General features: G+C 64.4%; 33 protein-coding genes and 1 pseudogene. 12 read left to right on the forward strand and 22 right to left on the reverse strand.

The window, feature by feature from the left end; genetic code table 11:
- Window positions 1–33: 33 nt before the first annotated feature.
- Together BDW16_RS08430 and BDW16_RS08435 are read right to left on the reverse strand one after the other, a co-directional pair.
- Window positions 34–303 (reverse strand): usg protein, encoded by a 270-nt coding sequence (locus tag BDW16_RS08430; RefSeq protein ID WP_066579821.1) that lies wholly within the window; start codon window positions 301–303, stop codon window positions 34–36.
- Window positions 300–536, reverse strand: coding sequence for a hypothetical protein (locus tag BDW16_RS08435; protein WP_066579822.1), 237 nt, complete (start codon window positions 534–536; stop codon window positions 300–302). The genes BDW16_RS08430 and BDW16_RS08435 overlap by 4 nt, the downstream gene beginning before the upstream one ends.
- 250 nt (window positions 537–786) lie before the next feature.
- Here BDW16_RS08435 and groES point away from each other — a divergent pair, with 250 nt between their 5' ends.
- Together groES and groL are read left to right on the forward strand one after the other, a co-directional pair.
- Entirely contained in the window at window positions 787–1,101 is a 315-nt protein-coding gene (gene groES, locus BDW16_RS08440; protein ID WP_066579824.1) for a co-chaperone GroES, read from the forward strand.
- Between the two features lie 49 nt (window positions 1,102–1,150).
- Window positions 1,151–2,770, forward strand: a complete 1,620-nt coding sequence (gene groL, locus BDW16_RS08445; RefSeq protein WP_066579825.1) for a chaperonin GroEL — start codon at window positions 1,151–1,153, stop codon at window positions 2,768–2,770.
- A gap of 121 nt (window positions 2,771–2,891) precedes the next feature.
- On the opposite strand, the gene BDW16_RS21080 is transcribed toward groL, so the two are convergent.
- The 3 genes from BDW16_RS21080 to infA form a co-directional block, all read right to left on the reverse strand.
- Complete coding sequence (locus BDW16_RS21080; protein WP_125958847.1) at window positions 2,892–3,401, reverse strand: hypothetical protein; 510 nt, start codon at window positions 3,399–3,401, stop codon at window positions 2,892–2,894.
- A gap of 114 nt (window positions 3,402–3,515) precedes the next feature.
- The gene (locus BDW16_RS08450) at window positions 3,516–3,791 is read right to left on the reverse strand and encodes a hypothetical protein (protein ID WP_241230564.1); all 276 of its coding nucleotides are present in this window, start codon (window positions 3,789–3,791) and stop codon (window positions 3,516–3,518) included.
- On the reverse strand, window positions 3,788–4,048 hold the full coding sequence (infA, locus tag BDW16_RS08455) for a translation initiation factor IF-1 (protein WP_066579829.1): 261 nt from the start codon (window positions 4,046–4,048) through the stop codon (window positions 3,788–3,790). The genes BDW16_RS08450 and infA overlap by 4 nt, the downstream gene beginning before the upstream one ends.
- Window positions 4,049–4,478: 430 nt before the next feature.
- Here infA and BDW16_RS08465 point away from each other — a divergent pair, with 430 nt between their 5' ends.
- From BDW16_RS08465 to BDW16_RS08475, 3 genes are all read left to right on the forward strand, one after another.
- Entirely contained in the window at window positions 4,479–5,048 is a 570-nt protein-coding gene (locus tag BDW16_RS08465) for a sigma-70 family RNA polymerase sigma factor (protein WP_066579830.1), read from the forward strand.
- Complete coding sequence (locus BDW16_RS08470) at window positions 5,041–5,745, forward strand: anti-sigma factor (RefSeq protein WP_066579831.1); 705 nt, start codon at window positions 5,041–5,043, stop codon at window positions 5,743–5,745. Before BDW16_RS08465 ends, BDW16_RS08470 begins: the two co-directional genes overlap by 8 nt.
- Before the next feature lie 79 nt (window positions 5,746–5,824).
- The gene (locus BDW16_RS08475; protein ID WP_066579832.1) at window positions 5,825–6,019 is read left to right on the forward strand and encodes a hypothetical protein; all 195 of its coding nucleotides are present in this window, start codon (window positions 5,825–5,827) and stop codon (window positions 6,017–6,019) included.
- Window positions 6,020–6,205: 186 nt separating this feature from the next.
- Here the strand turns inward: BDW16_RS08475 and BDW16_RS08485 are convergent.
- A pseudogene (locus tag BDW16_RS08485) lies at window positions 6,206–6,927 on the reverse strand (IS5 family transposase).
- A gap of 288 nt (window positions 6,928–7,215) precedes the next feature.
- On the opposite strand from BDW16_RS08485, the gene BDW16_RS08490 reads away from it, so the two are divergent.
- From BDW16_RS08490 to BDW16_RS08510, 5 genes are read left to right on the forward strand one after another with little or no spacing between them, the layout of a single operon-like run.
- The gene (locus BDW16_RS08490) at window positions 7,216–7,485 is read left to right on the forward strand and encodes a flagellar biosynthetic protein FliQ (protein WP_083954495.1); all 270 of its coding nucleotides are present in this window, start codon (window positions 7,216–7,218) and stop codon (window positions 7,483–7,485) included.
- A gap of 9 nt (window positions 7,486–7,494) precedes the next feature.
- Window positions 7,495–8,253 carry a flagellar biosynthetic protein FliR gene (locus tag BDW16_RS08495; RefSeq protein ID WP_066582016.1) on the forward strand — a complete coding sequence of 253 codons (759 nt, stop codon included), beginning with the start codon at window positions 7,495–7,497 and terminating at the stop codon, window positions 8,251–8,253.
- A complete protein-coding gene (locus BDW16_RS08500; protein ID WP_066582014.1) occupies window positions 8,254–9,342 on the forward strand; it encodes an EscU/YscU/HrcU family type III secretion system export apparatus switch protein in 1,089 nt (362 codons plus the stop codon).
- Window positions 9,342–11,366: a flagellar biosynthesis protein FlhA gene (locus BDW16_RS08505; RefSeq protein ID WP_066582012.1), complete on the forward strand. Its 2,025-nt coding sequence runs from the start codon at window positions 9,342–9,344 to the stop codon at window positions 11,364–11,366. The genes BDW16_RS08500 and BDW16_RS08505 overlap by 1 nt, the downstream gene beginning before the upstream one ends.
- A gap of 27 nt (window positions 11,367–11,393) precedes the next feature.
- Window positions 11,394–12,491, forward strand: a complete 1,098-nt coding sequence (locus BDW16_RS08510; protein WP_066582007.1) for a tetratricopeptide repeat protein — start codon at window positions 11,394–11,396, stop codon at window positions 12,489–12,491.
- Here the strand turns inward: BDW16_RS08510 and BDW16_RS08515 are convergent.
- From BDW16_RS08515 to traA, 16 genes are all read right to left on the reverse strand, one after another.
- Window positions 12,488–12,835, reverse strand: coding sequence for a hypothetical protein (locus BDW16_RS08515; protein WP_066582004.1), 348 nt, complete (start codon window positions 12,833–12,835; stop codon window positions 12,488–12,490). The genes BDW16_RS08510 and BDW16_RS08515 overlap by 4 nt on opposite strands.
- A 9-nt stretch (window positions 12,836–12,844) precedes the next feature.
- Window positions 12,845–13,402, reverse strand: a complete 558-nt coding sequence (locus BDW16_RS08520) for a tetratricopeptide repeat protein (protein ID WP_066582002.1) — start codon at window positions 13,400–13,402, stop codon at window positions 12,845–12,847.
- On the reverse strand, window positions 13,399–14,136 hold the full coding sequence (locus BDW16_RS08525) for a sigma-70 family RNA polymerase sigma factor (RefSeq protein WP_066581999.1): 738 nt from the start codon (window positions 14,134–14,136) through the stop codon (window positions 13,399–13,401). The genes BDW16_RS08520 and BDW16_RS08525 overlap by 4 nt, the downstream gene beginning before the upstream one ends.
- On the reverse strand, window positions 14,133–14,822 hold the full coding sequence (gene fliP / locus BDW16_RS08530; protein WP_083954493.1) for a flagellar type III secretion system pore protein FliP: 690 nt from the start codon (window positions 14,820–14,822) through the stop codon (window positions 14,133–14,135). The genes BDW16_RS08525 and fliP overlap by 4 nt, the downstream gene beginning before the upstream one ends.
- Window positions 14,823–14,836: 14 nt before the next feature.
- Window positions 14,837–15,202 carry a hypothetical protein gene (locus BDW16_RS21470; RefSeq protein WP_125958846.1) on the reverse strand — a complete coding sequence of 122 codons (366 nt, stop codon included), beginning with the start codon at window positions 15,200–15,202 and terminating at the stop codon, window positions 14,837–14,839.
- A gap of 26 nt (window positions 15,203–15,228) precedes the next feature.
- Complete coding sequence (locus tag BDW16_RS21290; RefSeq protein ID WP_066581995.1) at window positions 15,229–15,516, reverse strand: FliM/FliN family flagellar motor switch protein; 288 nt, start codon at window positions 15,514–15,516, stop codon at window positions 15,229–15,231.
- Window positions 15,513–16,280 (reverse strand): FliM/FliN family flagellar motor switch protein, encoded by a 768-nt coding sequence (locus BDW16_RS20980; protein ID WP_066581994.1) that lies wholly within the window; start codon window positions 16,278–16,280, stop codon window positions 15,513–15,515. Before BDW16_RS20980 ends, BDW16_RS21290 begins: the two co-directional genes overlap by 4 nt.
- Entirely contained in the window at window positions 16,277–17,455 is a 1,179-nt protein-coding gene (locus BDW16_RS08545; protein ID WP_066581993.1) for a flagellar hook-basal body complex protein, read from the reverse strand. Before BDW16_RS08545 ends, BDW16_RS20980 begins: the two co-directional genes overlap by 4 nt.
- Window positions 17,456–17,890, reverse strand: coding sequence for a flagellar hook assembly protein FlgD (locus tag BDW16_RS08550; RefSeq protein WP_066581992.1), 435 nt, complete (start codon window positions 17,888–17,890; stop codon window positions 17,456–17,458).
- A 1-nt stretch (window position 17,891) separates the two neighbouring features.
- Window positions 17,892–18,650 (reverse strand): hypothetical protein, encoded by a 759-nt coding sequence (locus tag BDW16_RS08555; RefSeq protein ID WP_125958845.1) that lies wholly within the window; start codon window positions 18,648–18,650, stop codon window positions 17,892–17,894.
- Entirely contained in the window at window positions 18,647–19,096 is a 450-nt protein-coding gene (locus tag BDW16_RS08560; protein WP_066581985.1) for a hypothetical protein, read from the reverse strand. The genes BDW16_RS08555 and BDW16_RS08560 overlap by 4 nt, the downstream gene beginning before the upstream one ends.
- A gap of 1 nt (window position 19,097) precedes the next feature.
- On the reverse strand, window positions 19,098–19,592 hold the full coding sequence (locus tag BDW16_RS08565) for a hypothetical protein (protein ID WP_241230563.1): 495 nt from the start codon (window positions 19,590–19,592) through the stop codon (window positions 19,098–19,100).
- A 118-nt stretch (window positions 19,593–19,710) separates the two neighbouring features.
- Window positions 19,711–20,541 (reverse strand): IS21-like element helper ATPase IstB, encoded by an 831-nt coding sequence (istB, locus tag BDW16_RS08570; protein WP_174532086.1) that lies wholly within the window; start codon window positions 20,539–20,541, stop codon window positions 19,711–19,713.
- On the reverse strand, window positions 20,538–22,037 hold the full coding sequence (gene istA / locus BDW16_RS08575; RefSeq protein WP_066582067.1) for an IS21 family transposase: 1,500 nt from the start codon (window positions 22,035–22,037) through the stop codon (window positions 20,538–20,540). Before istA ends, istB begins: the two co-directional genes overlap by 4 nt.
- Before the next feature lie 44 nt (window positions 22,038–22,081).
- Window positions 22,082–22,489, reverse strand: coding sequence for a hypothetical protein (locus tag BDW16_RS08580; RefSeq protein ID WP_100362732.1), 408 nt, complete (start codon window positions 22,487–22,489; stop codon window positions 22,082–22,084).
- Window positions 22,490–22,498: 9 nt separating this feature from the next.
- Complete coding sequence (gene traA / locus BDW16_RS08585) at window positions 22,499–25,315, reverse strand: Ti-type conjugative transfer relaxase TraA (RefSeq protein WP_066582041.1); 2,817 nt, start codon at window positions 25,313–25,315, stop codon at window positions 22,499–22,501.
- Between the two features lie 171 nt (window positions 25,316–25,486).
- On the opposite strand from traA, the gene BDW16_RS08590 reads away from it, so the two are divergent.
- Window positions 25,487–25,810: a conjugal transfer protein TraD gene (locus BDW16_RS08590; protein WP_066582027.1), complete on the forward strand. Its 324-nt coding sequence runs from the start codon at window positions 25,487–25,489 to the stop codon at window positions 25,808–25,810.
- Window positions 25,785–26,027: a conjugal transfer protein TraD gene (locus BDW16_RS08595; RefSeq protein ID WP_307696076.1), complete on the forward strand. Its 243-nt coding sequence runs from the start codon at window positions 25,785–25,787 to the stop codon at window positions 26,025–26,027. The genes BDW16_RS08590 and BDW16_RS08595 overlap by 26 nt, the downstream gene beginning before the upstream one ends.
- Window positions 26,028–26,608 lie beyond the last annotated feature (581 nt).

Below are 26,608 nucleotides of genomic sequence, written 5' to 3' on the forward strand. Positions count from 1 at the left end.
CACGCTCGCGCCATCGCTGACCAAGCGACCGCTTCACGGGATCGAGATGACGCCATCGACTGCGCGCCACTCCACCGGTCCGATCAGATGGTTGCCGGCAACCCGGACGGAATGGAGCGCTGCCTCGATTTCCCGCTGCCAGTGATCGAGAAAGGCGAACAGCGCGGGGAAATCAGGCGCCAGATCATAGTCCTGCCAGGCGAACAGCTGGAGCAGCGACGGCGCGTCGGGCCGATAGTAATAGATCTCCGCCATGGTCAGGCTATAGCCGTCGAGTTGGGCGAGAAATGCGCGGTCGCTCATTGCACTTGCGACCCCGGTTTCGCGCCTTGATCAAGGGCGCGCATGGCCTCGAGGACCTCGTCGACCGGGACGGCGCGCTGCGCGCCGGGCGGTTTGCGTAGCGCCGGATGGTCTTCGACCGCCGAACGATCGGATGCCCAGGATGCAAGGATCGCGCGCTTCACTTCCGGCTCCAGGCTCGGATGGCGCGCAACGTCGAAGGGATGCAAGAAACGCGAAAATGGCTGCGACATAGCTCGGCCTCCTTCCTTCGTGTCGCTCCTTTCTCGTCGCGCGGATCGGATCCGCATGGGGAATTTTGTCGCGGTAGCCGGCCTCGTCAAGGGGTTGGACGACAACGAGATTGGCACTGTCGAGACGAGGTTGCCAAATTTTTCGCGCGACCCTCTTGAACGCAAAAATTGGCTTTCCTAGCTCTGCGCCGCCTCAAGTTCGAACGAACGAGAGGGCTATCACATTCTGTTTTGCATCTGGAGGTTATGCATGCATTTCCGCCCCTTGCACGACCGTGTGGTCGTCCGCCGCATCGAGGCCGAGGAGAAGACCTCGGGCGGCATCATCATCCCGGACACCGCCAAGGAAAAGCCACAGGAAGGCGAAGTCGTCGCCGTCGGTCCCGGTAGCCGGGACGACAAGGGCACGCTGGTGGAACTCTCGGTCAAGGCCGGCGACCGCGTCCTGTTCGGCAAATGGTCCGGCACCGAGGTCAAGATCGACAGCGAGGATCTGCTCATCATGAAGGAAAGCGACATCCTCGGCGTGATCGAGACCGCCGCAGAGCTCAAGCGGGCTGCCTAAGGCGCCGCATCTCGCAATCAATGAAAGGAACAGAAAGGAGTTAGGCCAGATGGCTGCCAAGGAAGTGAAATTTGCGTCGGACGCGCGTGACCGCATGCTGCGCGGCGTGGATACGCTTGCGAATGCAGTGAAGGTAACGCTGGGCCCCAAGGGCCGCAATGTCGTGATCGACAAGAGCTTCGGCGCCCCGCGCATCACCAAGGACGGCGTCACCGTCGCCAAGGAGATCGAACTCGCTGACAAGTTCGAGAATATGGGCGCGCAGATGCTGCGCGAGGTTGCTAGCAAGCAGAATGACAAGGCTGGCGACGGTACCACCACCGCGACCGTTCTCGCTCAGGCGATCGTCCGCGAAGGCTCGAAGGCGGTCGCCGCAGGCATGAACCCGATGGACGTCAAACGCGGCATCGATCTCGCGGTAAGCGCGGTGGTCAAGGATCTCGAGAGCCATGCAAAGAAGGTCGGCGACAACAGCGAGATCGCTCAGGTCGCCACGATCTCCGCGAATGGCGACGCCGAGGTCGGCCGGATCCTTGCCGAGGCGATGGACAAGGTCGGCAACGAAGGCGTGATCACCGTCGAGGAAGCCAAGAGCCTCGAGACCGAGCTCGAAACGGTCGATGGCATGCAGTTCGACCGCGGCTATCTCTCGCCCTATTTCATCACCAATCCTGAGAAGCTTCGCGTCGAGCTGGATGACCCTTACATCCTGATTCACGAAAAGAAGCTGTCGAACCTGCAGGCGCTGGTGCCTCTGCTCGAAAAGGTGGTGCAGTCGGGCCGCCCGCTGCTCATCATTGCCGAGGATGTGGAGGGCGAGGCGCTGGCAACGTTGGTCGTCAACAAGTTGCGCGGCGGTCTAAAGGTGGCCGCGGTCAAGGCACCGGGCTTCGGCGACCGCCGCAAGGCGATGCTCGAGGACATCGCGATCCTGACCGGCGGCAATGTGGTGAGCGAAGAGCTCGGGACCAAGCTCGAGAACGTCACCGTGTCGATGCTCGGCCGCGCCAAGAAGGTCACGATCGACAAGGACAACACGACGATCATCGACGGCGTCGGCGCCAAATCTGACATCGACGGCCGCGTCGCGCAGATCCGCCAGCAGATCGAGACCACGACCAGCGACTATGACCGCGAGAAGCTGCAGGAGCGGCTGGCCAAGCTCGCCGGCGGGGTCGCGGTGATCCGCGTCGGCGGCGCGACCGAGGTCGAGGTCAAGGAGAAGAAGGATCGTGTCGATGATGCCCTCCATGCGACCCGAGCCGCGGTCGAGGAAGGTATCCTTCCCGGTGGTGGCATCGCCCTGCTGCGTGCGCTTCCGGCGCTCGACGGCCTCAAGGCCGCCAATGACGACCAGCAATCGGGCATCGATATCGTGCGCCGGGCGCTTCGTGCACCGACGCGGCAGATCGCCGAGAATGCCGGCGAGGACGGCGCCTGGATCGTCGGCAAGCTGCTTGAGAGCCAGGACTATAATTGGGGCTTCAATGCCGCGACCGGGGAATATCAAGATCTGGTCAAGGCTGGGGTGATCGATCCTGCCAAGGTCGTGCGAACCGCGCTGCAAGACGCGGCATCGGTCGCCTCGCTCCTCATAACCACCGAAGCGCTCGTCGCCGAGCTGCCGAAGGAAGAGAAGGCAGCGCCGATGCCGGCGATGGACTATTGATCCGCCTTGGGGAGCCCGGGAACGGGCTCCCCCTCTTACCGCCAGACTCGAAGCCGTGCGGTGCGCCTTCAAATAAGTCGCATCACGCGAAGTAGGCTTACCGAACGAGGGCGGCCAAAGCTCAGATCTGCAATACTACCGATTCGGCAAGCCCGCGGTAGAATTGACCGACGCATTCGAAATCACTCGAGCCGAGCACAATCAACCCTCCTAGGGATATGCGGGTCAGTGGCGAACCGGGGCCCGCTGTCCATCCCAAGGTCATCAGTCGAGGATCATCCCGATCTTGGTGCCTTGCAACCCCGCCGCAATGGAAGAGCGAGTTGCGCGACCTTCCAAGCGCAACAAGGCGTCCAATATCGTCCTCAGCACCGACGGCATCCCGCCGAAACCGTTGAAGCTTGTTCGCAGTGTTCCATTGATTTGGGTTGTCGAACTCGCCGCGTTCCCGAAACGCGGCGTCGACCAGCAAGTTTAGGAACCTGTCGAGTTCGCGTAGACCGTTGGCGATCGCCTTCGACTGGAGGGAATGCGTTATCTGCGGCTGTTTCCGGCGTGTGTGAGGCCATTGCGCAAATACTTCGGCGCCGCGACGAAGGGTGTCCTGCGTCCAATTGATCTCGTGGGTCATACAGTCCTTCGAGAAGCTTGGGCGGGTTAGCTGCTATGTTCCGAGACCATTGATCCACCGGCCGGTGTGCAGCGCGTCGATCGAAGGATCTACCGAGCGTAGATGTCCGACGGGTCAGCCACTCGCGTACGCTGCGATGGCAAGTTCGACGGCTTCACACCCATCAGCACTCGCGACCGCGAGGTCCAGTGGGCGGCCATCGAGGCTGGCGTGATAGGCGTTGAGAAACGCGATCGCGGCATCTGCACCGAGAAGGTTCCAGGCAAGCAAGGTAACGCGGCTCTGCCGCTCGACTGCATCAGGGGCGAGGTGCTTCGTCCTGTTCCCGAACATTCTGCGTTTAGGTGCTGCCGTTTCCCGCAGAGGATTGTCTTCGTTCGCCTCGCTCAACGCCGATTTCCTTTGCGCAACTGAGTGCCCGAATGTGCCACCCGCTCGCGGTAGACGAGCCGACCCTTTTCCATGTCATAAGGCGACATCTCCACCTGCACGCGATCCCCTACCAGCGTGCGGATGCGAAACTTCCGCATCTTGCCTGCGGTATAGACGATGATCCGGTGCTCGTTCTCTAGCAGAACGCGAAAGCGCCCATCCGGAAGGATTTCCTCGATCAGTCCATCGAGAGTGATCAGATCCTCCTTGCTCAAGCTGTCAGCCTCAGCCGGCCTGGAGCGGCGGCAAAGCGCCCCCAAGCCGATCCTGGAGCTCCCTGATGCGGGCAGCATAGCCACGCGCGAGTCCGCGATGTGCATGCCGCGCCTCACACGAGGGTGCCTCCGCGGCCCGCATCAACGAGATCTGATGACGTGCAAGAAGATAATTGAGATCCATGACATGCTCCAGCCGGATGTAAGCGGGAGCGCAGTTGTCTCTCAGCCACTGGCGCCTACGAAGCCGTCTGCCAGCGATGAGCCACATATAGGTGCGCCGTGGCTCATATTTAACCCCGGCCAAGAGAAACATATTGCTGGGCCGTCGGGTAGAAGCATGCTGGTCGTCGGATACGGTCGGCATGGGCTGCGACCCTTGCAGCGATAGCGTAGTTGAGGCTTTTGCATCGGAGGCTACTCTGCTGCCATGAAGAGTGGCCGGAAACGCGCGGAGGATCGAGAAAGGCTGGTCGGCACACTCTCCCGTGTCGCGCGCGGCGAGCAGGAGGCGCTGCGCGAGCTCTACGCGGCCACCGCCTCGAAACTTTTCGGCGTTTGCCTCCGTATCTCGCACGACAGAGAAGCTGCCGAGGATATCTTGCAGGACGTGTATCTCAAGGTGTGGAACAAGGCGGGGCGGTTCGACGCAGCGCGGGCGAGCCCGATCACCTGGCTCTGCGCGATCGCGCGCAACACGGCCATCGATTGGCGCCGCGCAAATCGTGCCGAGCCGCTGCTCCGCGAAGATGCCGCGGCCCATATCGCCGATGATCGCGCGACCGCGGCCGAGCAGATCGGGGAGGCGCAGGATCGGGCCCGGATCTTCCATTGCCTCGATGCCCTGGAGGCCAGACAGGGCAGTGCGATCCGTGCCGCCTTTTTCGACGGCTTTACCTATGCGCAGCTTGCCGATCGCATGAAGGTGCCGCTCGGCACGATGAAGAGCTGGGTCCGCCGTGGCCTAATCCAATTGCGCGATTGTCTCGGCGATGACTGAGCCGCTTTCCCCCGACCACGACGTGCTCGCGGCCGAGCTGGCGCTGGGCGTGCTGAATGGCGCTGAGCGCGCCGAAGCGCTGCGACTGACACTCGCCGACCCCGCCTTCGCCGCCGCCGTCGATGCATGGCGCGCTCGGCTCGAGCCATTGGGCGACGATTTCGCCGAGGCGGCCCCGCCTGATCTCTGGCCCGCGATCGAAGCCCGGCTAGAAACGCGTGACGTCGGCGCCGTCCGCCAGCTCCGCTTCTGGCGCTGGGGGGCGATCGGTTCAAGCGCGCTTGCCGCCTCGCTTGCAGCGCTGCTCGTCTTCGCACCGGCGCCCGAACCGATCACGGTGGTGAAAGAGGTGGTTCGCGCGCCCGATCAGATGGCGGTGGCGCAGCTGGGCGGGGAAGCGGGCGCCTCGCTAGCCGCCAATTACGATCCAGGACAGGGCACGCTGCGCATCCGCGCGCTCGAGATGCCGTCCAGCGACCTCGCGCCCGAACTCTGGGTCATCCCCGCGGACGGGGTGCCGCGCTCGCTAGGCCTCGTCAGTCCGCAGGGAACCACCAGCGTTGCGATCCCCGCAAAGCTGCGCGCGCTGATTGTCGACGGCGCGACGCTCGCGGTCACGATGGAACCCGTCGAGGGTGCGCCCCACGCGGCGCCGAGCAGCGCCCCGGTCGCCGCCGGAAGAATCTCGAGAATCTGATAGCCGCCGTATCCGCGGCGCGATCCGCTCCGTAGCTTGGCCAGCACCTCCCGGGGTGCCACCCAAGAGGAGCAGATCAATGACGCGCACTCTATTCAAAATCGCCTTCACCCTTGCCGGCATGGCGCTGGTCGCCACCGGCGCGCTCGCCGCGCAAAAGAACCCGATGGTCGGCGCCGCCGCGACCTACCCGGCCAAGGATCCCACGACGCTGGTCGCCGCGGTGAACGCCAACGGGCTGATGGACACCCTCTTCACATGCGCAGATTTCTGACGGCAAGCATCGCGGCAATAGCCTTAGCCTTCATCCCGCCCGCGCTCGCGCAGGATGGCGAGGCCGAGTTCGACGGTTTCCAGATCGGGGCCGCTACATCGAATCTCAACACCGCTGCACGAACAACGAGGACGGCATCGACTATCACGTCCGCCTTGGCGGCGATCTAGGGTCGGGACGCATTGGTCATAGCCAGAAGATGACGGTGGCGGCGAGCGGGATGGCGGAGAAGAAGGCGGTTGGCATCGATCGTAGCGGGTGGCGATCCGGCGCCAGTCCTTCAGACGGCCGAACATGATCTCGATGCGGCTTCGACGCCTGTAACGGCGTTTGTCGTATTTGATCGGCTCATTGCGGGATTTCCGGCCTGGGATGCAAGGGCCTGATCCCCTTTCCTCAGGGCGTCCCTGAACCAGTCGGCATCATAGCCCCGGTCGGCGAGCAGCCATTGCGCTTTGGGCAATTCATCGAGCAGTGCCGCTGCGCCGATGTAATCGCTGATCTGACCGGCGGTCATGAAGAAGCTTAGCGGACGGCCGTTGGCATCGGTGACGGCATGAAGCTTGGTGTTCATGCCGCCTTTGGTGCGACCGACCAGCCCTCCGAGATCCCCTTTTTACCGCCAGACTCGAAGCGGTGCGGTACGCCTTCAAATAGGTCGCGTCGATCATCCCCGTCTTGCGCTCAGCCCCCGCGGTCGACAGCCCTTCCATTATCCGGGCGAAGACGCCCATCTCGCCCCACCGCTTCCAGCGATTGTAGAGCGTCTTGTGCGGCCCATAGTCCTTCGGTGCATCCCGCCAGCGCAGCCCGTTGCGATTGACGAAGATGATCCCGCTCAGCACCCGACGATCGTCAACCCGCGGCTTGCCGTGGCTCTTTGGAAAATACGGCTCCAGCCGCGCCATCGGCTCCTCCGTCAGCCAATACAGGTCACTCCACCCCAGTCTCCTCACAGAGCCTGAATCAAATCGCGCCTCTCACATCAAATAGGGCCTGTCGCTAGGACCGTCCGCTTCGCTCAGACGGTAAATGCACTATGCGACAGATCACCCCGCGCACGCATAGCATTATGACTTTTGGGACTTTCCGAGCTCCGGCCGCCGATTTCCCTTGCCCCGCCCCTGTCCCATTTTAGGATGATCCGGGGCGAATCAGGGGATTCGTTTGTTGACTTGCGTCATCGGGGGACAAGCGTGGAAGCGGACCGCGCGCTTAATCTGCTCAACGACATGTTGTGGAACTGTATGGTCGTCGGCGGGCCGATCCTGATCGCGACCCTGCTGATCGGGCTAGCCGTCAGCGTGGTCCAGGTCGCGACCCAGCTTCAGGAAGTGACGCTGAGCTATGTGCCCAAGCTGCTCACCGCCGCGCTGCTGCTGATCCTGCTCGGGCCGTGGATGATCTCGCGCGTCACCGACTTCGCCCGCGCGCTCTACCTGTCCATCCCCTCGCTCGCCGTCTGAACCGGCGTCATGGGGGATTTCGCCGATCAGATCGTCGCCACGCTGCTCGTCAGCCTGCGCATAGCCCCTACCCTCGCCTTCGCCCAGCCCTTCACCCTGCTGCGCGTCCCGGCCAGCATCCGCCTGATGCTTTCGATCAGCCTCGCCGCATGGCTGGTCGCCGGCAATCCCGCCGCGACCTGGCAGTCGGACTTCTGGAACGCAGGCCTGCCGGTGGTAGTCGCGAACGAGCTGCTGCTCGGCATCTCCCTGGCGCTGGCGCTTCAGCTCGCCTTCGCCGCGCTGCTCGTGGCCGGCCGGACGATCGACATCCAGGCCGGCTTCGGGCTCGCCGTGCTGGTCGACCCCACCACGCGGGCGTCGATGCCGCTGGTCGGCACCGTCTTCGCCTATCTCGGTGCGGCAATCTTCTTCGCGATCGGTGGACCGGCCGATCTGCTGGCGATCTGGGCCGCGTCGGTCGATCGCGTACCGCTGGGCGCTGCGGCGACCGCAGGGGCCGATCCGGGTGTGCTGATCGATTATATGGGGGCGGTGTTCCTGCTCGCGATCGGCCTTTCCGGACTGGTGCTGCTGGTGCTGTTCCTGCTCGATCTCGCGATCGCCTTCCTGTCGCGGACGATGCCACAGATGAACGTGCTGCTGCTCGGTTTCCAGGTGAAGGCGATCGCGACGCTGGCGGTACTCCCGCTCGCCCTGCCGCTTTCGGGCGCTTTGTTCGTTCGGCTGCTGCGCCTCGCGCTCGAAACGACGCCGCAGGTGCTCTAGATGGCGGGCGAACAGCAGGATCAGGACCGCAGCGAAGCGCCCACGCCCTACAAGCTGCGCCGCGCCCGCGAACGCGGCATGGTGGCGCGCAGCGTCGAGCTCGGCTTCCTCGGCAGCCTGATCGCGCTCGCAGCCTTCATCACCGTTGCCGGCGGCAGCTTCGCAGCGCGCATCGCGGAGATGATGCGGCTCACCTTCGCCGCCGGGATCGACCGCGCGGCGGACCCCGAACAGGCGCGCGAACTGATCGGCATGACCTACTGGACGATGCTTCAGCCGCTGCTGCTGCTCGGCGGCACAGTAATGGCGGTGGTGCTCCTGCTCGAGCTCATTCAGTTGCGCGGCTTCATCTTCAGCACGCATCCGCTCAAGCCCGATTTCACCCGGCTCAACCCCGCACAGGGGCTGAAACGCCTCTTCTCGACGCGGCTGCTCAAGGAGACGCTCAAGACCCTGCTCAAGGCTGCGGTCTATAGCGCCGCGCTCTGGCTGATCGTCGCCGAGGCGATCGAGCGCTATGCAATCGCCTCGAGCGAGGCCGAACGGCTGGCCGGGGTTCTGGCAGCGGCAGGAATGCGGCTAGCACTGGTGTTCATAGCAATTGCCATAGGCTTCGCGATCTTCGACCAGATCCTGGTGCGCGGCGAATTCACCAAGCAGATGCGCATGAGCCATCGCGAGGTAACGCGCGAGCACAAGGAGCGCGAGGGCGATCCGAGAATCCGCCAGAAGCGCAAGCAGCTCCACAAGGAATATGCCAGCCAGAGTCAGGGTGCCGGCAACCTCCCCGGCTCGGACATGCTGATCGTCAATCCAGAGCATTTCGCGGTGGCGCTGCGCTACGATGCCGACGTGATGACGGCACCGACCGTCTCGGCCAAGGGCCGCAACCGCCTGGCCCTCGCGCTCAAGGCCGAAGCCGCACGGCTCGGTATTCCGGTGCTACGCCGCCCCGAGCTGGCGCGCGCGCTCTACCGTCACGCAACCTCAGGCCATGAAATCCCGCCCGAGAACTATGAGGCGGTCGCCGAACTCTATATCCAGCTGCGGCGCGAGGCCGCTTCCCATCCTCAAAGCCCGGGCGAGTGATGTTCCAGCGCTTCTACGACAACAACAAGGATCTGGTGCTGGTCGGCGCCACGATCGCGATCCTCGTGATCCTGTTCGCGCCGATCCCGCCCGCGTTGCTCGATCTAGCGATCATCCTGAATTTCGGCCTCGGCCTCTCGATCATGCTGCTCACCTTCTATGTGGCGAAGCCGGTCGACTTCTCGACCTTCCCGTCGCTGTTGCTGGTAGCGACGCTCTATCGCCTGTCGCTCAATGTCGCGGCGACGCGCCTGATCCTGACCGGAGCGGATGCGGGCGAGGTGATCGGATCGATCGGCGAGTTCGCCGTACAGGGCAATTTCGTGATCGGGCTCGTTGTCTTCGCGATCCTGGTCGTGGTGCAATATGTTGTGGTGACCAGCGGCGCGCAGCGTGTGTCGGAGGTCGCCGCGCGCTTCACGCTCGATTCGATGCCGGGTCAGCAGATGAGCATCGACGCCGACCTCAATATGGGCCTGATCGATCAGAAGGAAGCGATACGCCGTCGCGAAGAGCTGGAGAAGGAAGCGAGCTTCTATGGCGCGATGGACGGTGCGTCCAAGTTCGTGAAGGGCGATGCGATCGCGGGCATCATCATTCTGCTGATCAACATCATTGCCGGGTGGATCGTCGGCGTTACCCAGATGGGCATGGAATGGGGCGAGGCGCTGCACCGCTTCACCCTGCTGACGATCGGCGACGGCATCGCCACGCAGCTCCCCGCGCTCATCATCTCGATTGCCACCGGCATCATCGTCACCCGCTCGGCCGCCGACAACAAGCTCAGCACCGAGGTGTTCCGCCAGCTCTCGTCCGAGCCGCGTATTCCGCTGATCGTCGCAGCGGTGCTGCTCGCTTTGCTGCTGCTGCCCGGCATGCCGAAATGGCCGATCGCGCTTATCGCGCTGGTTGCGTTCGGGGTCTGGTGGCGCGGACGCCGGCGCCGGGGGGCAGGTGTGGCTGCTGACGATACAGCGCTGGCGGACAATGCTGCGAGCTTGCCAGTGATCGCTCCTCTTGAAATCCGGCTGGGCGCGGCCTTGCGCGAAGCGTGGCGCGAGCAGGAGCCGCTGATCCTCGAACGGATCGCCGGCGTGCGGCGCGGCCACGAGCAGGAGTTCGGCATGCCGCTTCCGGCGGTCCAGCTGCTCGAAGGCGATGGCCTGGGCAGCGACGAGTATGAGGTGCGCCTGTTCGGGTCACGCTATGGTGCCGCCGAGATCCATCCCGATCGCGTGCTCGCCATCATCAGCCAGGAAAGCCGTGACGGCCTTGACGGCATCAAGGCACAGGATCCCGCGTTCGGACTTCCGGCAACCTGGATCACGGCCGCTGACGCGGAAGCAGCACGCGCAGGCGGCCATACGATCGTCGATCCCGTTACCGTGCTGATGACGCATTTCACCGACATCGTCCGGACCGAGGCGAGCACGCTGGTGACGCGTCCCGCGGTCGCCGCGCTGCTCGATGGCGTCCGTTCCCGCCAGCCGGGGATGGTCGAGGAGCTGCTTCCCAACACGCTCACCATTTCCGATGTACAGCGGGTTCTTCAGAACCTTGTCGGCGAAGGCATTTCGATCGCGAACATCGACCTGATTGTCGAGCATCTCGTCGACCTGGCGCGGACGCAGAAGGACCCGGCCGAGCTGACCGAGCTGATCCGCCAGCGCATGAGCTACGCGATCTGCAACCAGCTGCGCGGGCGGCACAACGATCTTGCGGTGCTGAGCCTCGATCCGCGCGTCGAGAACCAGATCGCGACCAGCATCAACGCAAATGGCGGCCGCGCCGGCATCGCGGTCGAGCCCAAGCTTGCCGAGCAGATCATTCGCAAGCTCGCGCCGCTTTCGGAAGAGATGTTCCGTCAGGGCCGCACGCCCGTGCTGCTGTGCGGCGGCGAATCGCGACGCCACTTGCGATCGCTGACCCGTCGCAGCATCCCCAAGTTATCGATCCTCTCGGTCAGCGAAATTCCGATGCGAATCAACCTCAAGTCATTCGACGTCGTCCGTCTGGAAGGATAACCCATGCAAGCAACCGACGGACTTTCAATGAGCCCCTTCGATCGACTGAACTCATTCCTCAAGCAGGATCCGCAGAACGCGAACCTCGCCGCCGATACGGTCGAGGCGGCCATCGCCGAAGAGAGGCTGGATGAAGCGCAGGCGCTGCTGGCGCACGGTCCGATCGACGCGCCGCGTGCCGCCTATCTCAATGGGTTGGTCGCGATGGGCCGGCAGGACTGGGCCGGCGCCGCAGCGCTGTATCAGGGCATGTTCGATACGGGCGAGACGGCGCCGGCGATCCGCTTCAATCTTGCCTGGTCTCTTGCCATGGAAAAGCACGCCGAGCAGGCTCTGGCCGTTCTCGACGAAGCGACCGCGCAGGCGCTGCCCCAGGCGGCCGAACTGGAGATCCGCTTGCGGCATGAACTCGGCGAGTTCGACCGTGCCGAAGAGCGCGCACATGCGCTGCTGTCGCTTCATCCGGATCATCGCGGCCTCAATGCCGCAGTGGCGACGCTGGCGATCGACGTCGAGGACACCGCGCTCGCCGCGCGCTGCGCGTCAAAGGCGGGGGACCATCCGGAGGCGCTCACCACGCTCGGGACCCTTGCATTGGAAAGCGAGGACAGCGCCACCGCGCGCGCGCTGTTCGCGCAAGCGCTTGAACGCGACCCCCAATCGCCTCGCGCCCTGATCGGCCATGGCCTCTCGCGCCTGATCGACGCCGATCATGGGGGCGCCGCCGCCGAACTCGATCGGGGGGCCGCGCTGTTCGGAACGCATCTCGGCTCATGGATCGCAGCCGGCTGGGCGCATTTCACCGCCGGCGACACCGCAATGGCCCGATCGCGGTTCGAGCATGCGCTTGGCCTGGATGACAGCTTTGCGGAATCGCACGGCTCCCTCGCCGCGCTCGACGTGCTTGAAGGCGATCTCGACGGCGCACGCCGGCGCATCGTAATCGCCAGGCGCCTCGACCGCGCCAGTTTTTCGGCAGCGCTTGCCGAGATGCTGCTGGCCGCAGGGTCCGGCGATACCGAAAGGTCGCGGCATATCTTCGAAACCGCGCTGGCAACTCCGCTCGATGCAAGCGGCCGCACCCTAGCCCAGTCGTTCGCCCGGCTCGGGGCGCGACTGGGCTAGCCCCCTTCGCCCAACTGCCGGACCGCGCGATCGATCAGTTCGCCCCCTTCGGGAATGTCGCGCACCGTCGCCAGCACGCGATCCACCAGGGAAGCAAAAGCCGGGTCAGTCCCGGCCTTCTCGCCAAACTCCTCCAGCAGGAGTGTTCGCACGATCAAGCGACGGCGCTCCTCGGGGTCGATCGCGTCCAGCGATGCGAGCGTACGCGCGCGGTCAAGCGGTCGCGACTCAGCACCATTTGCCTCCGTCTGAGAGCGACGGGCGCGTACGCGCGCCTCACCGGCGCGCTGCAATTGCTCGCGCAGGAGAAGCAGAATCTGATCGACATTACCGATACGGGTCACCGCTCGCTCCTAGTGCATCGTCCCGCGCGAGGCGAACTGGTCGAGCAGCAGGGAGGTCGCCGAAGCTTCGTCCGTCGTTTCCTCCGCACCAAGCTGCTTGCGGCATTCGGCAATGATCAGCTGCATATCGCCGTTTAGCGGGAGGTTTTCCGCATTTGCAACGACACCGGCTTCAAGGTTCGCAATCGCTGCCTCGAAGCGGTCTTCGATGAGATTTCGCAATCCACCGGCGAACAGGATGAGATAATGATCGGGCGGGAGCTGTGCATCCAGCGGCTCCCAGGTGCGCAGCGCACGCGCCGGCTCCCCCGAGGTCAGCTCGAAGAAACCGAGCTGGAAGCGTGCAAGCGCATAGTCTGGCGCAAGAATCACGGCCTCGCTCAGGGCCGCGTGCGCCTCAATCGCACGGCCGGCCCCGATCAGCAGCGACCCCCGAAGAAAATGCAGCCGGGCATCGGCGGGATAGCGCAGCACCAGCGCCTCGAGCTGAGCGAACGCATCGTCCGCCCCTTCTGCCAAAGCAAGCATCAGCGTTTCCATTTCGGCATCGGAGCAATTTCCGGTCATGTCGTATTCCTCATGCGTTGCTTGAGCCTGGCCAATGCGGCCCCGTGAAGCTGGGAAACCCGGCCCTTGGACAGGTGAAGCAGCTCGGCAATATGCGTGAAGCTAACACCGTCCTCATAGTGGAGGCGAATGATCATCGCCTCGCGATGCGGCAATCGGGCGATCGCCTCGCGAAGTACCGCCTGAAACTCACGCATCGCGAGCGATTCATAGGCGCTCGGGCGAAAATCCGCGCCGCCATCGGGGGCGACCAGCCCCGTCTCCTCAAGGATCAGCCCGATCGCAAGCCCCGAAACGAGCGCAGACAGGGCACGCAGCGCGTCCGACTCGGCGGCGGCCTCGCTACCGAGCAGCTGAAGCCGTTCGCGCCGGGCCCGGCCGTGCTGCCGCGATTGTGCCGCAACGTCGCTTTGCCGGGCCGTGCCATCAGCGATGCTTCCGGCGATCCTGCGCCTCGCAAAGGCACCGAACGCTACGCCCCGCAGGGGATCGTAGCGGTCGATCGCCTGTAGCAGTCCTTCATAGGCGAAATGCTCGATGTCACCCGCATCCGCTCCGTTGACTGCCCGGCCGCGGTTCTGCCGCGCAATCGAGCGGGCGAGCGCACGATAGCGCATGAAGATCGTCTCACGGCAACCAGGTTCGGCTTCGAAGCGCAGCCGCCGCCAGAGCGAGGCCTCGACCCGAGGCGGCACCTCAACAAGTGCAAGGCCGGTGGCACGTCGACGCTTCATCGGAAACTGCCGAGCACCCCGCGAAGGATCAGGCCCCAACCGTCAATCAGCACGAACATCAGGATCTTGATCGGCAGCGCGATCGTGGCCGGCGGCACCATCATCATACCAAGCGCGAGCAGAATGCTGGCTACCACAAGATCGATCAGAAGAAACGGAAGGAGGATCACGAAGCCGATCGTGAAGGCAACCCGCAATTCGTTGAGAATGAAAGCCGGCGCAAGCTTGAGAAGCTCGACCTCTTCGGGCCGCGCGGGGAGCGGCGCCTTGGCAATCGTATAGATCGCCTCGATATCCTCATCACGGGTTTGAGCGAGCATGAAGTCGCGAAGCGGCACACTGCCCCGCTCTATCGCCTGCTCGACCGTGATCGAGCCGGCCATCAGCGGCTGCAGCGCCCGGCTGTTGAGCGCGTCCAGCGTCGGGGACATGGTGAAGGCTGTCAGAAACAACGCCAGCGCGACCAGCACCGGGTTGGGCGGGGTCTCGGGCATGCCGAACGCATGGCGAACCATCGAGAGCACGATGACGATCCGTATGAAGCTGGTCATGCTGACGACGATCGCCGGGAGCACCGCCAACATGGTGAGGACCAGCATGGTGCGCACCGCATCGGTCCCGATACCGGCGCCCGGCGGGGCGGCCGCAGCGGGAACGGCGACCAGCAGCGTGCCTGCGAACGCCATTGCTAAGGAGCGCCTCACGCGTCGGTCTTTCGAACCGCGGGCTGCTCGCGCAGCAGCTGTTGCTGTTGCGCTGAGCAAAGGATGACATATTCGACATCGTCGCATCGGACGAGGCAAAGGTCCGCATGCGCGCTGATCCTGCGGGCTTCGATCACGCGGATGCGCTGATCGGCGGGGAGGCCCTTCGCCAGCAGGCCGCGCAATGCACTCGAGTTCACCCGGCCGCCATTGCGCTTGATCACCACGATGACCGATATCGCAATGCCCAGGCACAACAGCAGTGAAAGTACGATACGGGTCAGCGACAGATCAAGACCGCCACCGCCCCCAAGTCGCGCGGTGCCGGCAAGGGCCTGCCCGGACCAGAGCGCCGACGCCACAAGCACCGCGGCGCCATAGCGCGGCTTCATTCGGGCCATTGCCCGATCTCGGTCAGCCGGACACCGAATTTCTCGTCGACTGCGACCAGTTCGCCCCTGGCGACGACCGCGCCTCCCAAACGCAACTCGACCACCTCGTTGAGTGCCGTCGTCAACGGCACCGCGTCGCCTGGCTGCAGCGCCGAGAGGTCGGCCACAGTAAGCCGCGCTGTGCCGAGCAGTGCCTCGAGTTCGACGCTGACATTCTCGATGATCTTTGCGCTTACCCGCGTGGGACGGTCATTTGATACGCTGGACGATACGGTTTTTGTCACGAGTTTCTTCCAATAATCGGTTCGGCGATTTCGAGGAGAAGACGGTCGGCTTCCCGAGCAATTGCGCAGCTGCCCGAAGACGCTCTGCTGCCATCGATGGCGAGCGGGGAGGTCGCCGACAGATCGCGATCGAGCACGAGCACATCGCCCGTTGAAAGCGACCTGAGCTCCGCCAGCGTCACTCCGCAGGTCCCGAGGCTCGCCGTCAGCGCGACTTCAAGCGGTGCGAGCGCGACGTCCGGCGCAACGACCGGCGGCCTGCGCTCGGCGGGCGGCATGAGCCGCAGCAGCAGCGCAGCGCGTTCGGCCTCCTGCAGCAGAAAGCCCAGGCGCAGGGCCGATCTTGCATATTCGATCTTCCAGATTGCTCCGGCGACAGGCGCAGCGAGGTTCACCTCCTCGGGCTTCACGCTTTCAATTTCCAGATCCGCCAGGAGCGCCTCACCGAGCGCCTTGAGGCAATCGGCGCCGACGCTATCCAACGTGGCGCGGTCTGCCTCGGTCTCCTGAGCGCCGGGCTCAAGATGCAAGGCAAGCCTGCCCAGCGTCCGCGTCGCCTCATCGGGTACGAGCAGCCAGCCACCTCGCCCGCATTGCTGCGGCCTTGCCTTGCTCCAGACCGCCTCGCGCTGCGTTCCGCCAGGCACGATGTCGGCGTCGCCGCCAAACCATACGCGCGACCATCCGTGAACGACCTGCGCGATACGCCGATCGAGCCGCCCAAAGCTTGTGCCGGGCGGCAGCCAAAGTGTGGCGTCCGTCATCCCTGCCCGCGGATACCGAAGAGCTGCTGGATCATGTCATTGGAAACGCTCACGATCTGCGACGACGCCTGGAAACCGCGCTGGATCAGGATGAGATCGCCGAACTGCCGCGACAGATCGACGTTCGATGCCTCAAGCCGACGTCCGATGACCTGACCGACACGCGGGTCGGCGCTCGCCATGAACTCGACCGCTCCGCTGCCGGTCTTGCCAAAGAGACCCGCACCGCGCTGCTCCAGGATCTGCGGATCGCGAAAGTCAGCGATCGCGACCGCGCCAAGCTGCACCTTCTGCTCATTCGAGTAGCCAAGTTCGATCTGCCCTTGGACGTTGACGCCGACAGACGTCAACGCGCCGGCGGGATAGCCATCCACCGAAGCCGCGCTCAGCGTGGAGACATTGCCGCCCGCAAATGAGCTCACGCCGATCGAGAAATCGAACGCAACCGTAAGACCGGACGTCGCATCAACGATATCGAGCCGCGCCGTGGCCGGATCGATGGCGCCGTTGATGAACTTGAGCGTCGTCGTGGCGACCGTGGCCGTGCCGTTGGTGACCGTCACCGACCATGTCCCGGCGCTTTGCCGCTGGAACTGCGCCTTCCAGACATGCGTCTTTCCGGTCGCGTCATGCACCTTGATGTTACTGACAGCGTACGGCAGGTCCAGGCTTGCGTCGGCGGAGAGGTTGTTCGCAAACTTGACGGTGGTCGTTATCTTTGGCGGGTTGGTGCGCGACACGTCGATCGAGAGTGCGACCGGCTGATTGGCAGCATCGAGCGTCGCCAGGCGATAATTGGTGCCGGACAGGACGATGAAACCCTCCTTGTCGACGCTGAAGCTGCCGGTGGTCGTATAGAGCATCTCGCTGCCGTCGAAGAGCACGAGGAAACCGCTTCCATCAACGGTCAGGTCGAGATCGCGATCGGTCTGGCGCAGTTCCCCCTGGCGCAGGTCGATCTGCGTCCTGCCGTTGCCGACGCCGCCGCCGCTTCCCTGCCCCTCGAGCGAGAAGGAAAGTCCGCCCTGGTCGCCGCGGCCAGCATAGTTCTCAAACGTAACCGTCTGCCCCTTGAACCCGGAGGTGTTGAGGTTGGTGACGTTGTTGCTGACCTGCTTGAGCCCGTTCGAATAGGCGTTGAGCCCGCTCAACCCCACATAGATTGCGCCGAACATCTACTTCTTCTCCCTCACCTGGGTGATGCTGCCAATGGCGAGCCCGCTGAGCGTCCGTCCATCGCTGGTCTGGATCGTCACGGTCGGGGCTCCGTTCTGGAAGGACACGGCGGTAACCTTGCCGGAAAGCGTGGCATTCCCTGCCGGCACATCGACTTCGCGGCCGAGCAACCCGGTCGCCTGGTTCGTCGCCTGGGCAGAAACCAGGGCCTCGAGACGATCATTCATCGTCTGCGCTTGCTGGATTTGCGAGAACTGGGCGAGCTGCGAGACGAACTCGAAATTGTCCATCGGCTTCAGCGGATCCTGATAGGTCAGCTGGGTCAGGATAATCTTGAGCAGCGCATCAAAGCTGAGGCCGAACGCATTTGTAGCAGCCTGGTTCGCGTTGGCGCTCGGCTGCTGCGTCTGAGGGTCGATGGCACCAACTTGCATCTTACTTCTTTCCTGCGCTTCGGAAGCTTACCGTCCCGGCGATCTGCACGTCGCGCGGCGTCAGCCCGTGGCGGGAGAGGAGTGCCGAGATCTGGTCGGCCAGCCTTTCCCGGTCCTCGCGGCTCATCGCGTCCACCGCAACGATGACCTGCAGCCCGCGCTCGACATCGCGGATTGCGACGTGCAAGGCCGAGAGCGCGCGCGCAACGCGGACAGGCGCTCCATAGGGCTGTTCCGGCGGGGCAATTTCAGCTTCCGCGATTTCCGGCGGCTCGACCTGAGGCTCAACCGAAGACGCGATCGCTTGCTCAGGTTCCCCGGCGTTCCTGATGCGCGGCCCAGCCGGCGCGGCAGGCGCCGCTTTCCGCGTAACGGGCGCGCTGGCATCCACCGGCAAGATCCCGCCCCCCCGCCGCACCGACCCGTCGGATTCAAATACTGAGAAGCGCGCTGCAGGATCGTCAAGGCCGCCCCCTTGCGCAACGGCCGTCGGCACCGGGCCGCCGATCTCGGGCTCGCGATCGTACGCCGTTTGCACCGCGCCGAAGAAACCATCTTCGTTGAAGACCTTCGCATCCCCGGGAATCGCATAGGCATTTTCGGGTAGCGGCGATCCGTCGGGCACGGCCGGGAGCTGTGGCGAACCTGCGCTCGGTGCGAGCCACTGTTCGAACGCGACCACATCAGGCTCGCGCTGCTGTTCGCTACGCGAAGGCCGGGCTCCGGGGACGTTTGCGGTGGTTGAAGGCGGATCGATCATGCCTGCGTCCATCGATTGGCCAGCCGGTCCTCGACCGTTGCGAGCTCCCGCCCATCGCGCTGGCGGTACAGCTTGTGGCGACATGCCGAAGCTACCTCGCGGACCTGCCGCAAACGCGCGCCAGCATCGCGCCTCGTAGCTTCACATGCGGCAAGCATACGTTGCCCTTCCGCCTCCCCATGGATGGATATCTCAAGCGCCGCAACGCGCTCGATCAGCCTTTCTCCCAGGGCGCCGGCAAGCTCAGGCCCAAAGTCGGTGGATTCGATATTCCGCTGCCAGCGTTGCTGCGCTTCATCGACCGCTTCCTCGTCCTGAACACGCCGGTGCGTCGCCGCTTCTGCCGCTCGATGCGCCGCCGCCTCTTCCTGCCAGGCAAGCCGCTCCCGTGCTTCGCAAAGTGCGGCAAGCCGCTTGAGATCGGCAAGATCGCTCCGCTTTGTCATGCTAGACCCTGCCCATCGCCGCTCGCAGGCCAGCGATCGTCTCTTCAAGCCCGACATGCTCGTCACGCCCTTGCCGAAGATAGGCGCTCAGATGATCGCGCGCCGCGATCGCCTGGTCGATCTCGCGGCTTGCGCCACTCTTGTACATGCCGCTCTCGATCAGAATCCGCGCTTCGTCATAGGTTCCGAGCGCTGTGATCGCACGACGGGCAGCGGCGCGATGCTCTACAGTCATGAACCGGTCCGCCAGCCGGCTGATGCTACGGGTGATATCGATGGCTGGAAACTGGCCGCGCTCCGCCAGCGTTCGTGACAGGACGATATGCCCGTCGAGCAGCGACTTCATCGTCTCTACGATCGGGTCATCGACATCATCGGTCTCGCTGAGCACGGTCATGATCGCGGTAATCGACCCGCCGCCGGCGCGCGCGCCGCAACGCTCGACGATGCGCGGCAACGCGGCAAAGACCCCCGGGGTATAGGCACGAACTGTCAACGGCGGTCGGATTTCAGGCCAGCATGGCGGAGTAAAAGCAGGCCATTGAGGATGAACGCGGACTATATGCAAAGGGCCCCGATCGGGGCCCTTTGCATATTTGCCGTTTTGCGGCGGGTCAGTCGGCGGGGGTGGCCTGGTTTTGCTCCGCCCTGGCAGCGCGGCGACGGTGGGCGGATTGCTTCAGGCGGTAGCTGTCGCCGTTCATGGTCAGGATGCTGACGTGGTGAGTGAGCCTGTCGAGCAGCGCTCCGGTGAGCCGCTCGGACCCGAGGACCTGCGTCCAGTCCTCGAACGGCAGGTTGGAGGTGACGATGGTCGATCCGCGCTCGTAACGCTGTGAGAAGGTCTCGAACAACAGTTCCGCGCCCGTGGGGGAGAGCGGAACGTAGCCCAGTTCATCGACGATCAGCAGCTTCACGGCGGCAAGCTCGCGTTGCATCTTGAGCAGCCGCTTTTCGTCGCGGGCTTCCAGCAACTGGTTCACCAGCGCTGCGGCGGTGGTGAACGCGACCGTGAAGCCCTTCTGGCAGGCGGCCAGTCCCAGGGCGAGCGCGGCGTGCGTTTTGCCCGTGCCACTGTTGCCAAGCGCGATGATGTTTTCCCGGCGCAAGATGTACTCGCAGCGTGCCAGTTCCAGCACGAGCATCTTGTTGAGGCTGGGGATGGCCGTGAAGTCGAAGGTATCGAGGCTCTTCACCGCCGGGAACCGGGCAGCACGGATCCGGCGCTCGACCGTGCGGCGCTCCCGGTCGATCAGCTCCAGTTCGATGAGACGCAGCAGGTAGCGGGTGTGATCAACGCCATCGCGCGCACATTCCCGGGCCAGCTTCTCATACTCGCGCAGGACCGTGGGCAGCTTGAGCTGCTTGAGGTGATGCGCCAGCAGAACCTGCGGCGTGCCCGCCGTCGTACCGGGCGGCATCTTGTCGTCCGCCGCCCGGCTCATGCCGCCAGCTCCGGCAGGAGAGCGGCGTAGTCGGCGGCGCGCGTCGTCTTCACCTCCATCCTGGGCAGGTGCGGATAGGCGGTTAGATCGAGCCGGGCAGGCCGACGCTCGATGCGCGCAAGCGCGATCTGCTTGATCGCATCGAAGCCGATCGCACCGATATGGATCGCCTCGTTCACCGCGAAGGTGACCACCTCCATCGGGAGCGCTTCCAGAAGGCGCAGCACCTGGATGAACTCGCGCTTGCCCTTGTTGCCCATCCGCGCCTCCAGAAGATGGCGCAGATGCTGGAACACCTCGGGCAGATCCCAGCCCTGAAGTGCGGCGGCCTGGTCAAGGGCTCCAGGCTTGCTCTCGATCAGCGCCAGGTAATGCAGTGGGTTCGCCACGAACATGGCTTCGCCATAGCAGCGCGGATGGCGGGCGATCTCCTCGCCGCCGCACAAGATGACGACCTGATCGACGAAGCCCTTCACCACCACGTCCTGGAAGCCGTAGCGGGTCGGAACCGAGTAGTCGTTGGTCCGGTAGCGCACCAGCGCGGTCGAGGAGACGCGCGCAGCCCTGGTTTCACACGGCTCGAACGTCCCGACCGGCACAGGACACATTGCCGCGAGATCGGCCACGAGCCGTTCGCCGATCGTCTGGCTGTGCCGCCCAGCCCGCTCTTCCTGCCGGGCGCGGCAGCGGCGTTCCAGTTCGGCATTGAAGGCATCGTAGCTCGCCGCGTGCGGGATCGGCACCATGAAGTGCGTTCGGGCGTGCTTCACCAGCCCTTCGACTTTCCCCTTGTCGTTGCCCTTGCCGGGGCGACCGAAGCGATCCGTGAACAGGTAATGGCTGACCAGACCGGTAAACGCACGGGTGCGCTCGCGCTTACCGTCGCCGCAAATCTTCGCGACCGCGATCGTGGTATTATCGTACAGGATCGAGCGCGGCACAGCGCCGAAGAAAGCGAACGCCGACACGTGCCCGTCGAGAAACGCCTCGGTCGTCTCCGCCGGATAGGCCTTCACGAAGCAGGCGTCCGATTGTGGCAGGTCCATGCAGAAGAAATGCACCTTCTGCCGGACGCCGCCGATCACGCCCACCGCCTCGCCAAAATCCACCTGCGCGTGGCCCGGTGGATGCGCCAGCGGTACGAACGTCTCGCGGCCGCGCGCCCGGCATTGCCGGACATAATCCTTCACCACCGTGTAGCCGCCACCGTAGCCATGCTCGTCGCGCAGGCGCTCGAAAATCCGCTTGGCCGTGTGCCGCTGCTTCATCGGCGCCGTCCGGTCTTCCGCCAGGATCCGGTCGATCACCGGCAACAACGATCCCAGCTTCGGCTTCGCCACGGGCTTCGTGCGCGTGTAGCCCGGCGGCAGCGAAAACCGGCACATCTTCGAAATCGTTTCACGGCTCAGGCCGAACACTTTCGCCGCTTCCCGTTGGCTGTTCCCTTCCACGAACACAAAACGACGAACCGCTGCGTAGACCTCCACGGCAAACATCCCTGGCCGCTCCAAAAGGAGCAACCTTATCCAATGGCCGGCTTTTACACCGCCGCGCTCAGCAAATCACCGGCGCTCCAGTGGCCTGGTTTGTCACCGCCCTGCACAATCGTGTCGATCCGACCAATGGCCCGGAGCATCTCGTCACGGACTTCGTGCAGCTGCGTGCGATCCGCCGCACGCGCAGCCTCGCTGGCTTTGACGATCTCGGCGGCCATCGCGGCTGGTGACAGGTTGATGGCAGGGCTGCGCTCGATCCGGCTCAATCGGTCGTCGGCATCCTTTTGCACTGCGAGCATCTCGCCGAGCGTGTCGCTATAATCGGGAATGCGCTCGCGCGCGGCGGTCAGACCCTCAATCGCAGCGCGCGTGAGGCTAACGGCTCTGCGCAGTTCCTCGAACGCAACGGCGGGATCGTCTGCGGGGGCGGTTTGGGCAGGTTCTTCGGTCATGGGGTGACCCTAACGGCTCAATCCGCGCCCGCGCGAGAGGCCGGGACTATTCAGGAGCTCATGGGAAATCGATGACCCGCTGACCTTGCCGATTCCGAGGTCTTTCACCCGATTCCGCAACAGCGACTCGAGCTGCGGATCGCGGTGCAGGCTCTTGGCCATGTCGGCGAGATTGCTCCTGATCCGGTCGCCGGCATCATAATCTCCGCTGCGCTCATGAGCATGAAGCCGGCGTACATTCTGCTGCCAGGCGGCGACGAACTGGTCGGCACGCCGAGCACCGTCGATCCGCAGCTCCGCTTCCAGCGCCATCGCGCGGATCGCCGCCGCGGTTCTGCCGTTCGCCGCCTGGTCGATGAGCCCGTGATCCGCGTTGAATGCGTTGCGCAGATCGCGCGCCGCATCCGGCCGGATCGCGTCGAGCTCCCTGCTTGCCCGGGCAAAGGCGGTTCGGTGGTGCGGAAGCTCTTCCACGCCGCGGTTGCGCATGCGCAGGATGTACGCGGCAGCGCGGGCATAGCGTTCGACGGCCTTGTCGAGCGATGTCGCCTGTGGCTCGGCTGCAGGTGCACCTCCAAGCTTCAAGCCAGCGAACGGATTGCGTGGCGGCGATGGCTCATGCGCCGGTTCCGGCACCCGCTGGTAGTCCGAGGCCATGTCCTTGCCGCGCTCGCGGGACAGCGCGCGCACCAGCTTGCCCGGGTCGGCGAAATCGTCCCGTCCATAGTAGGCATCAACCGCGTCGCGATGCCGCGACAGCGCGACATAGGCGGCATGGCGATCAATCCCGGGCGTCGCGAGCACATGGACGTGGTCGACGGTCACACCCTGCGCCTTATGCACCGTCGCGGCGTAGCCATGATCGATACTGGCATAGTCCTTCACATCGAACCCGACCGCGCGGCCATCGTCGAGCGTCACCGCCATTCGCGCCGGGGTGACCGACTCCACCTTGCCGAGCGTGCCGTTCTTCACGCCAAGGCTGCGCTCGTTCCGGAGGAACATCACACGATCACCGGCCGCGAACGCCCGCTCACCGCGCTCGGCGCGAACCGTGACATCCTCGCCTAGTTCACCGCCTGAACGCAGCCGCTCGCGTGCCGCGATATTGAGCGCACGGACCTCGTCATTGGTATGCGTCAGGATGATCCGGGTGGAGCCCGGCGAGGCGCGACGATCTCGATCCCAACGCTCGATCAGCTCGCCTCTCGCCTGATCGCGCGTGTCGGCTGCGTGAATGCGCCCGCGATCCTCGTATGCCGCGATCGCTTCCGCTGTTCTACCGGTCGCGAGCTGGCGGGTCGCGTCGCGCTGCCAGTCCTCGCGCTGGCGGCGGATCTGGGTGATCTCGACGCCGCCGTGACGCTCGGCCGTGGCACGGAATGCCGCGCCAGCTTCGATCGCCTGAAGCTGCTCGGGATCGCCAACCAGCACGACCTTGGCGCCGCGCCTCTGTGCTCCGCTAATCACGCGCTCCATCTGGCGCGTGCCAATCATGCCAGCCTCATCGATCACGAGCACATCCCGATCGGTCAGCAGCTCGCGGCCCTGCGCCCATTGATGTTCCATGCTCGCGATCGTGCGCGACGCGATGCCGGATCCGCTCTCCAAGTTTTCCGCTGCGATGCCGGACAGCGCGGCGCCCCGAACCGAGTAGCCGGCGCTCTCCCAGGCATCGCGCGCAACCCCGAGCATCGCCGACTTGCCGGTGCCGGCGTAGCCGATGACGATGCCGAGACCCTTCGTCTCGGTGACATGCTCGAGTGCCGAGCGCTGCTCAGATGATAGGATCATCCCCCGCGCCGCGGCGCGCGCCAGCGCGGCGTCACGATGATGATCCGCCACGGCGTGATGATGACGGTTCGCCATTACGCTCGCCGCGCGCTCGAGCCGCTGCTCGGTCTCGATCATTGCACGGCTGGTGAAGCGCTGCTCACCGCATCTGTCCTTGCCAAGCGCAACCAGCTCGGGCGCGGCTTTGACCGCCGCCATAACGCGATCAAACTGCTCCTTACCTTCACTGTGGCGGTGCACGAACATCGCCAGGTCGCGAGTAGTGAAGGTCGCCTGATTGTGGGTGATCGCGTCGATCGCTAGCGCCGGGTTCGCCAGCAGCTTTTCGCCATTGGCACGGGCGATGGCGTGGTGCTCTTCGAGCCGCTCCGATGCGAGCCCCTGCGCCGCCATGCGCGACGCAGCCGGGCCAATCTTGTGCTGCGGTTCGAGGTCGATCCCCTGTGCCTCGAGCGAGCGGTGATCGATGCGTGCATCGATATCGAGTTCGGCGAGCCGCTGGTTGACGTGCTCGGCCCAGCGCTCGCGCCACTTCTCCAACAGATCGGCACGATTCCAGTCGCGGTTCTTCTTGCCGAATCCGTCCTCACCGACTTCCCGGAGCGTCAGCATCACATGCGCGTGCGGCTTCGCCAGCCCATCCGCGCCGATATCCCAATGCACGTTGAGGTCGGCGATCATCCCGCGATCGACGAACTCGCGCCGAACAAACTCGCGCGCGAGGTCAATCCCCATTTCTGGGGATAGCTCGCGCGGAATCGCGAACTCGACTTCTCGTGCCAGCTGCGAGTCGATCCGTTTCTCGGCCGCCTCGACGGCGTTCCAGAGTTTCTCCCGATCGGCGAAGTGCTCAGGCGTGCTATCCGGCAGCATCACCTCGGAGTGGACGACGCCGGCCTTGTTCGAGAAGTCGTGGTGGCGATCGAGCCGCTCGTCATAGAGCCGCGACCCCGAACGATACGCGGCGGAGGCGAGCGCCGACGATCCGTTGGCGCGGGAGATGATCTTGGCTGAGAAGTGGTAGATCGCCATCGCGATCACACCATCTACACTTCAAGCAGCACGTCGGCACGACGTATAAGCGCGCCCTCGAAAGAATTCATCTTTCTCTGGACTGACGAATCCCACTGCGTTTCAAGGGATTTACGCTGATCGATCGTGCCGATAACTGGTCCGTCCCATCACGCAACGGAGGACAAGTTCATGCGCAAACCACGCGACTATGATGCCGAGTTGGAGGCGCTCGACGCCAAGGCCAAGCAGCTAAAGGCGCGCAAGGTTCAGCAGCTCGGCGAACTGGTGATCGCGAGTGGCGCCGATACGCTTCCGCTCGATCAGCTTGCCGGCGCGCTGCTTGCTGCCGCCGGCACCAGCGACGCAGCGACCAAGAAGGCATGGCGCACGCGCGGCGCCGCGTTCTTTCAGGGAACGCGCGGGGATGGTGGCGGCAATCGCGGCAACGCGCGCGGCGCTGCGACGCGGGCAGGTGGAGCGCAACCGGATGCAGCTGACGCGGGCGCGGCATGACATGCGCGCCTGGGCGGTGAAGCGCCGCGCGCGCACGCGCCAGCTGATCGAACTTGGAGGGCTCGTCGCCAAGGCCGATCTGATCGCGCTGACTGATGACGACCGCGCGGTGATCTTCGGGTTGCTTGTCGCAGCTGCATCGACATTGCGCAGCGAGCGGCGCGATCAGGCACTCACGCTGTGGCGCCGACGCGGCAAGCGCGCCTTCGGTTCTTAATGTGCATTGGTGACGTGGTTCGAATTTGAGCCTATCATCCCCGCATTGACGCAAGTCGGGGGACTTAGCTCGGCGTCAACCGACAGCAACTGAAGAGCTGCCGCTACGGACGGAGGCTCACCATGTCAGATCATGATCGCGAATATCTTCAACGTCGGCGGCGCGAATGCCTGGCGCAGGCGGAGTCTGCAAAGGATCCTGCCGTCGCCAACATTCATCGTCAGTTCGCTAAGCAATATGAGCGAGCGCTTAGCTCTGAACGGCACAAAGGCATGCGTGTAATCACGAGCTAGTCCTCGCGACGGCGCGCGGTAGATTGAACCAAGTCCGAACCGCGAAGTTAGAGAGGATATGGACAGGACGATTACAACGCCAGAAGCGCTGGAGGAACAGGCGGCGAGCGCCGAGAGCTTGTCGGAGGCCCAGGCTCTCGCCGCCGAGGCTGATCGGCTGCGCCGGATGGCGACGAGACAGCAATCAAAGTCGACTGGCTTGCCGCTCCTGCGAAACTAGTGAGCCTGACTCACGTCGGTGGCATGACACGCGCGCCTGGGTCAAAGCTGGCCTAGTCGAGTTTACCG

This window comes from Sphingomonas koreensis, from assembly GCF_002797435.1.
Taxonomy (GTDB): domain Bacteria; phylum Pseudomonadota; class Alphaproteobacteria; order Sphingomonadales; family Sphingomonadaceae; genus Sphingomonas; species Sphingomonas koreensis.

Coding starts and splice junctions, on each gene's coding strand:
- BDW16_RS08430 (WP_066579821.1), bottom strand. CDS start 303: ATGAGCGACCGCGCATTTCTCGCCCAACTCGACGGCTATAGCCTGACC.
- BDW16_RS08435 (WP_066579822.1), bottom strand. CDS start 536: ATGTCGCAGCCATTTTCGCGTTTCTTGCATCCCTTCGACGTTGCGCGC.
- groES (WP_066579824.1), top strand. CDS start 787: ATGCATTTCCGCCCCTTGCACGACCGTGTGGTCGTCCGCCGCATCGAG.
- groL (WP_066579825.1), top strand. CDS start 1,151: ATGGCTGCCAAGGAAGTGAAATTTGCGTCGGACGCGCGTGACCGCATG.
- BDW16_RS21080 (WP_125958847.1), bottom strand. CDS start 3,401: ATGACCCACGAGATCAATTGGACGCAGGACACCCTTCGTCGCGGCGCC.
- BDW16_RS08465 (WP_066579830.1), top strand. CDS start 4,479: ATGAAGAGTGGCCGGAAACGCGCGGAGGATCGAGAAAGGCTGGTCGGC.
- BDW16_RS08470 (WP_066579831.1), top strand. CDS start 5,041: ATGACTGAGCCGCTTTCCCCCGACCACGACGTGCTCGCGGCCGAGCTG.
- BDW16_RS08475 (WP_066579832.1), top strand. CDS start 5,825: ATGACGCGCACTCTATTCAAAATCGCCTTCACCCTTGCCGGCATGGCG.
- BDW16_RS08495 (WP_066582016.1), top strand. CDS start 7,495: ATGGGGGATTTCGCCGATCAGATCGTCGCCACGCTGCTCGTCAGCCTG.
- BDW16_RS08500 (WP_066582014.1), top strand. CDS start 8,254: ATGGCGGGCGAACAGCAGGATCAGGACCGCAGCGAAGCGCCCACGCCC.
- BDW16_RS08505 (WP_066582012.1), top strand. CDS start 9,342: ATGTTCCAGCGCTTCTACGACAACAACAAGGATCTGGTGCTGGTCGGC.
- BDW16_RS08510 (WP_066582007.1), top strand. CDS start 11,394: ATGAGCCCCTTCGATCGACTGAACTCATTCCTCAAGCAGGATCCGCAG.
- BDW16_RS08520 (WP_066582002.1), bottom strand. CDS start 13,402: ATGACCGGAAATTGCTCCGATGCCGAAATGGAAACGCTGATGCTTGCT.
- BDW16_RS08525 (WP_066581999.1), bottom strand. CDS start 14,136: ATGAAGCGTCGACGTGCCACCGGCCTTGCACTTGTTGAGGTGCCGCCT.
- fliP (WP_083954493.1), bottom strand. CDS start 14,822: ATGGCGTTCGCAGGCACGCTGCTGGTCGCCGTTCCCGCTGCGGCCGCC.
- BDW16_RS20980 (WP_066581994.1), bottom strand. CDS start 16,280: ATGACGGACGCCACACTTTGGCTGCCGCCCGGCACAAGCTTTGGGCGG.
- BDW16_RS08545 (WP_066581993.1), bottom strand. CDS start 17,455: ATGTTCGGCGCAATCTATGTGGGGTTGAGCGGGCTCAACGCCTATTCG.
- BDW16_RS08550 (WP_066581992.1), bottom strand. CDS start 17,890: ATGCAAGTTGGTGCCATCGACCCTCAGACGCAGCAGCCGAGCGCCAAC.
- BDW16_RS08555 (WP_125958845.1), bottom strand. CDS start 18,650: ATGATCGATCCGCCTTCAACCACCGCAAACGTCCCCGGAGCCCGGCCT.
- BDW16_RS08560 (WP_066581985.1), bottom strand. CDS start 19,096: ATGACAAAGCGGAGCGATCTTGCCGATCTCAAGCGGCTTGCCGCACTT.
- istB (WP_174532086.1), bottom strand. CDS start 20,541: ATGAGCCGGGCGGCGGACGACAAGATGCCGCCCGGTACGACGGCGGGC.
- istA (WP_066582067.1), bottom strand. CDS start 22,037: ATGTTTGCCGTGGAGGTCTACGCAGCGGTTCGTCGTTTTGTGTTCGTG.
- BDW16_RS08580 (WP_100362732.1), bottom strand. CDS start 22,489: ATGACCGAAGAACCTGCCCAAACCGCCCCCGCAGACGATCCCGCCGTT.
- traA (WP_066582041.1), bottom strand. CDS start 25,315: ATGGCGATCTACCACTTCTCAGCCAAGATCATCTCCCGCGCCAACGGA.
- BDW16_RS08590 (WP_066582027.1), top strand. CDS start 25,487: ATGCGCAAACCACGCGACTATGATGCCGAGTTGGAGGCGCTCGACGCC.
- BDW16_RS08595 (WP_307696076.1), top strand. CDS start 25,785: ATGCAGCTGACGCGGGCGCGGCATGACATGCGCGCCTGGGCGGTGAAG.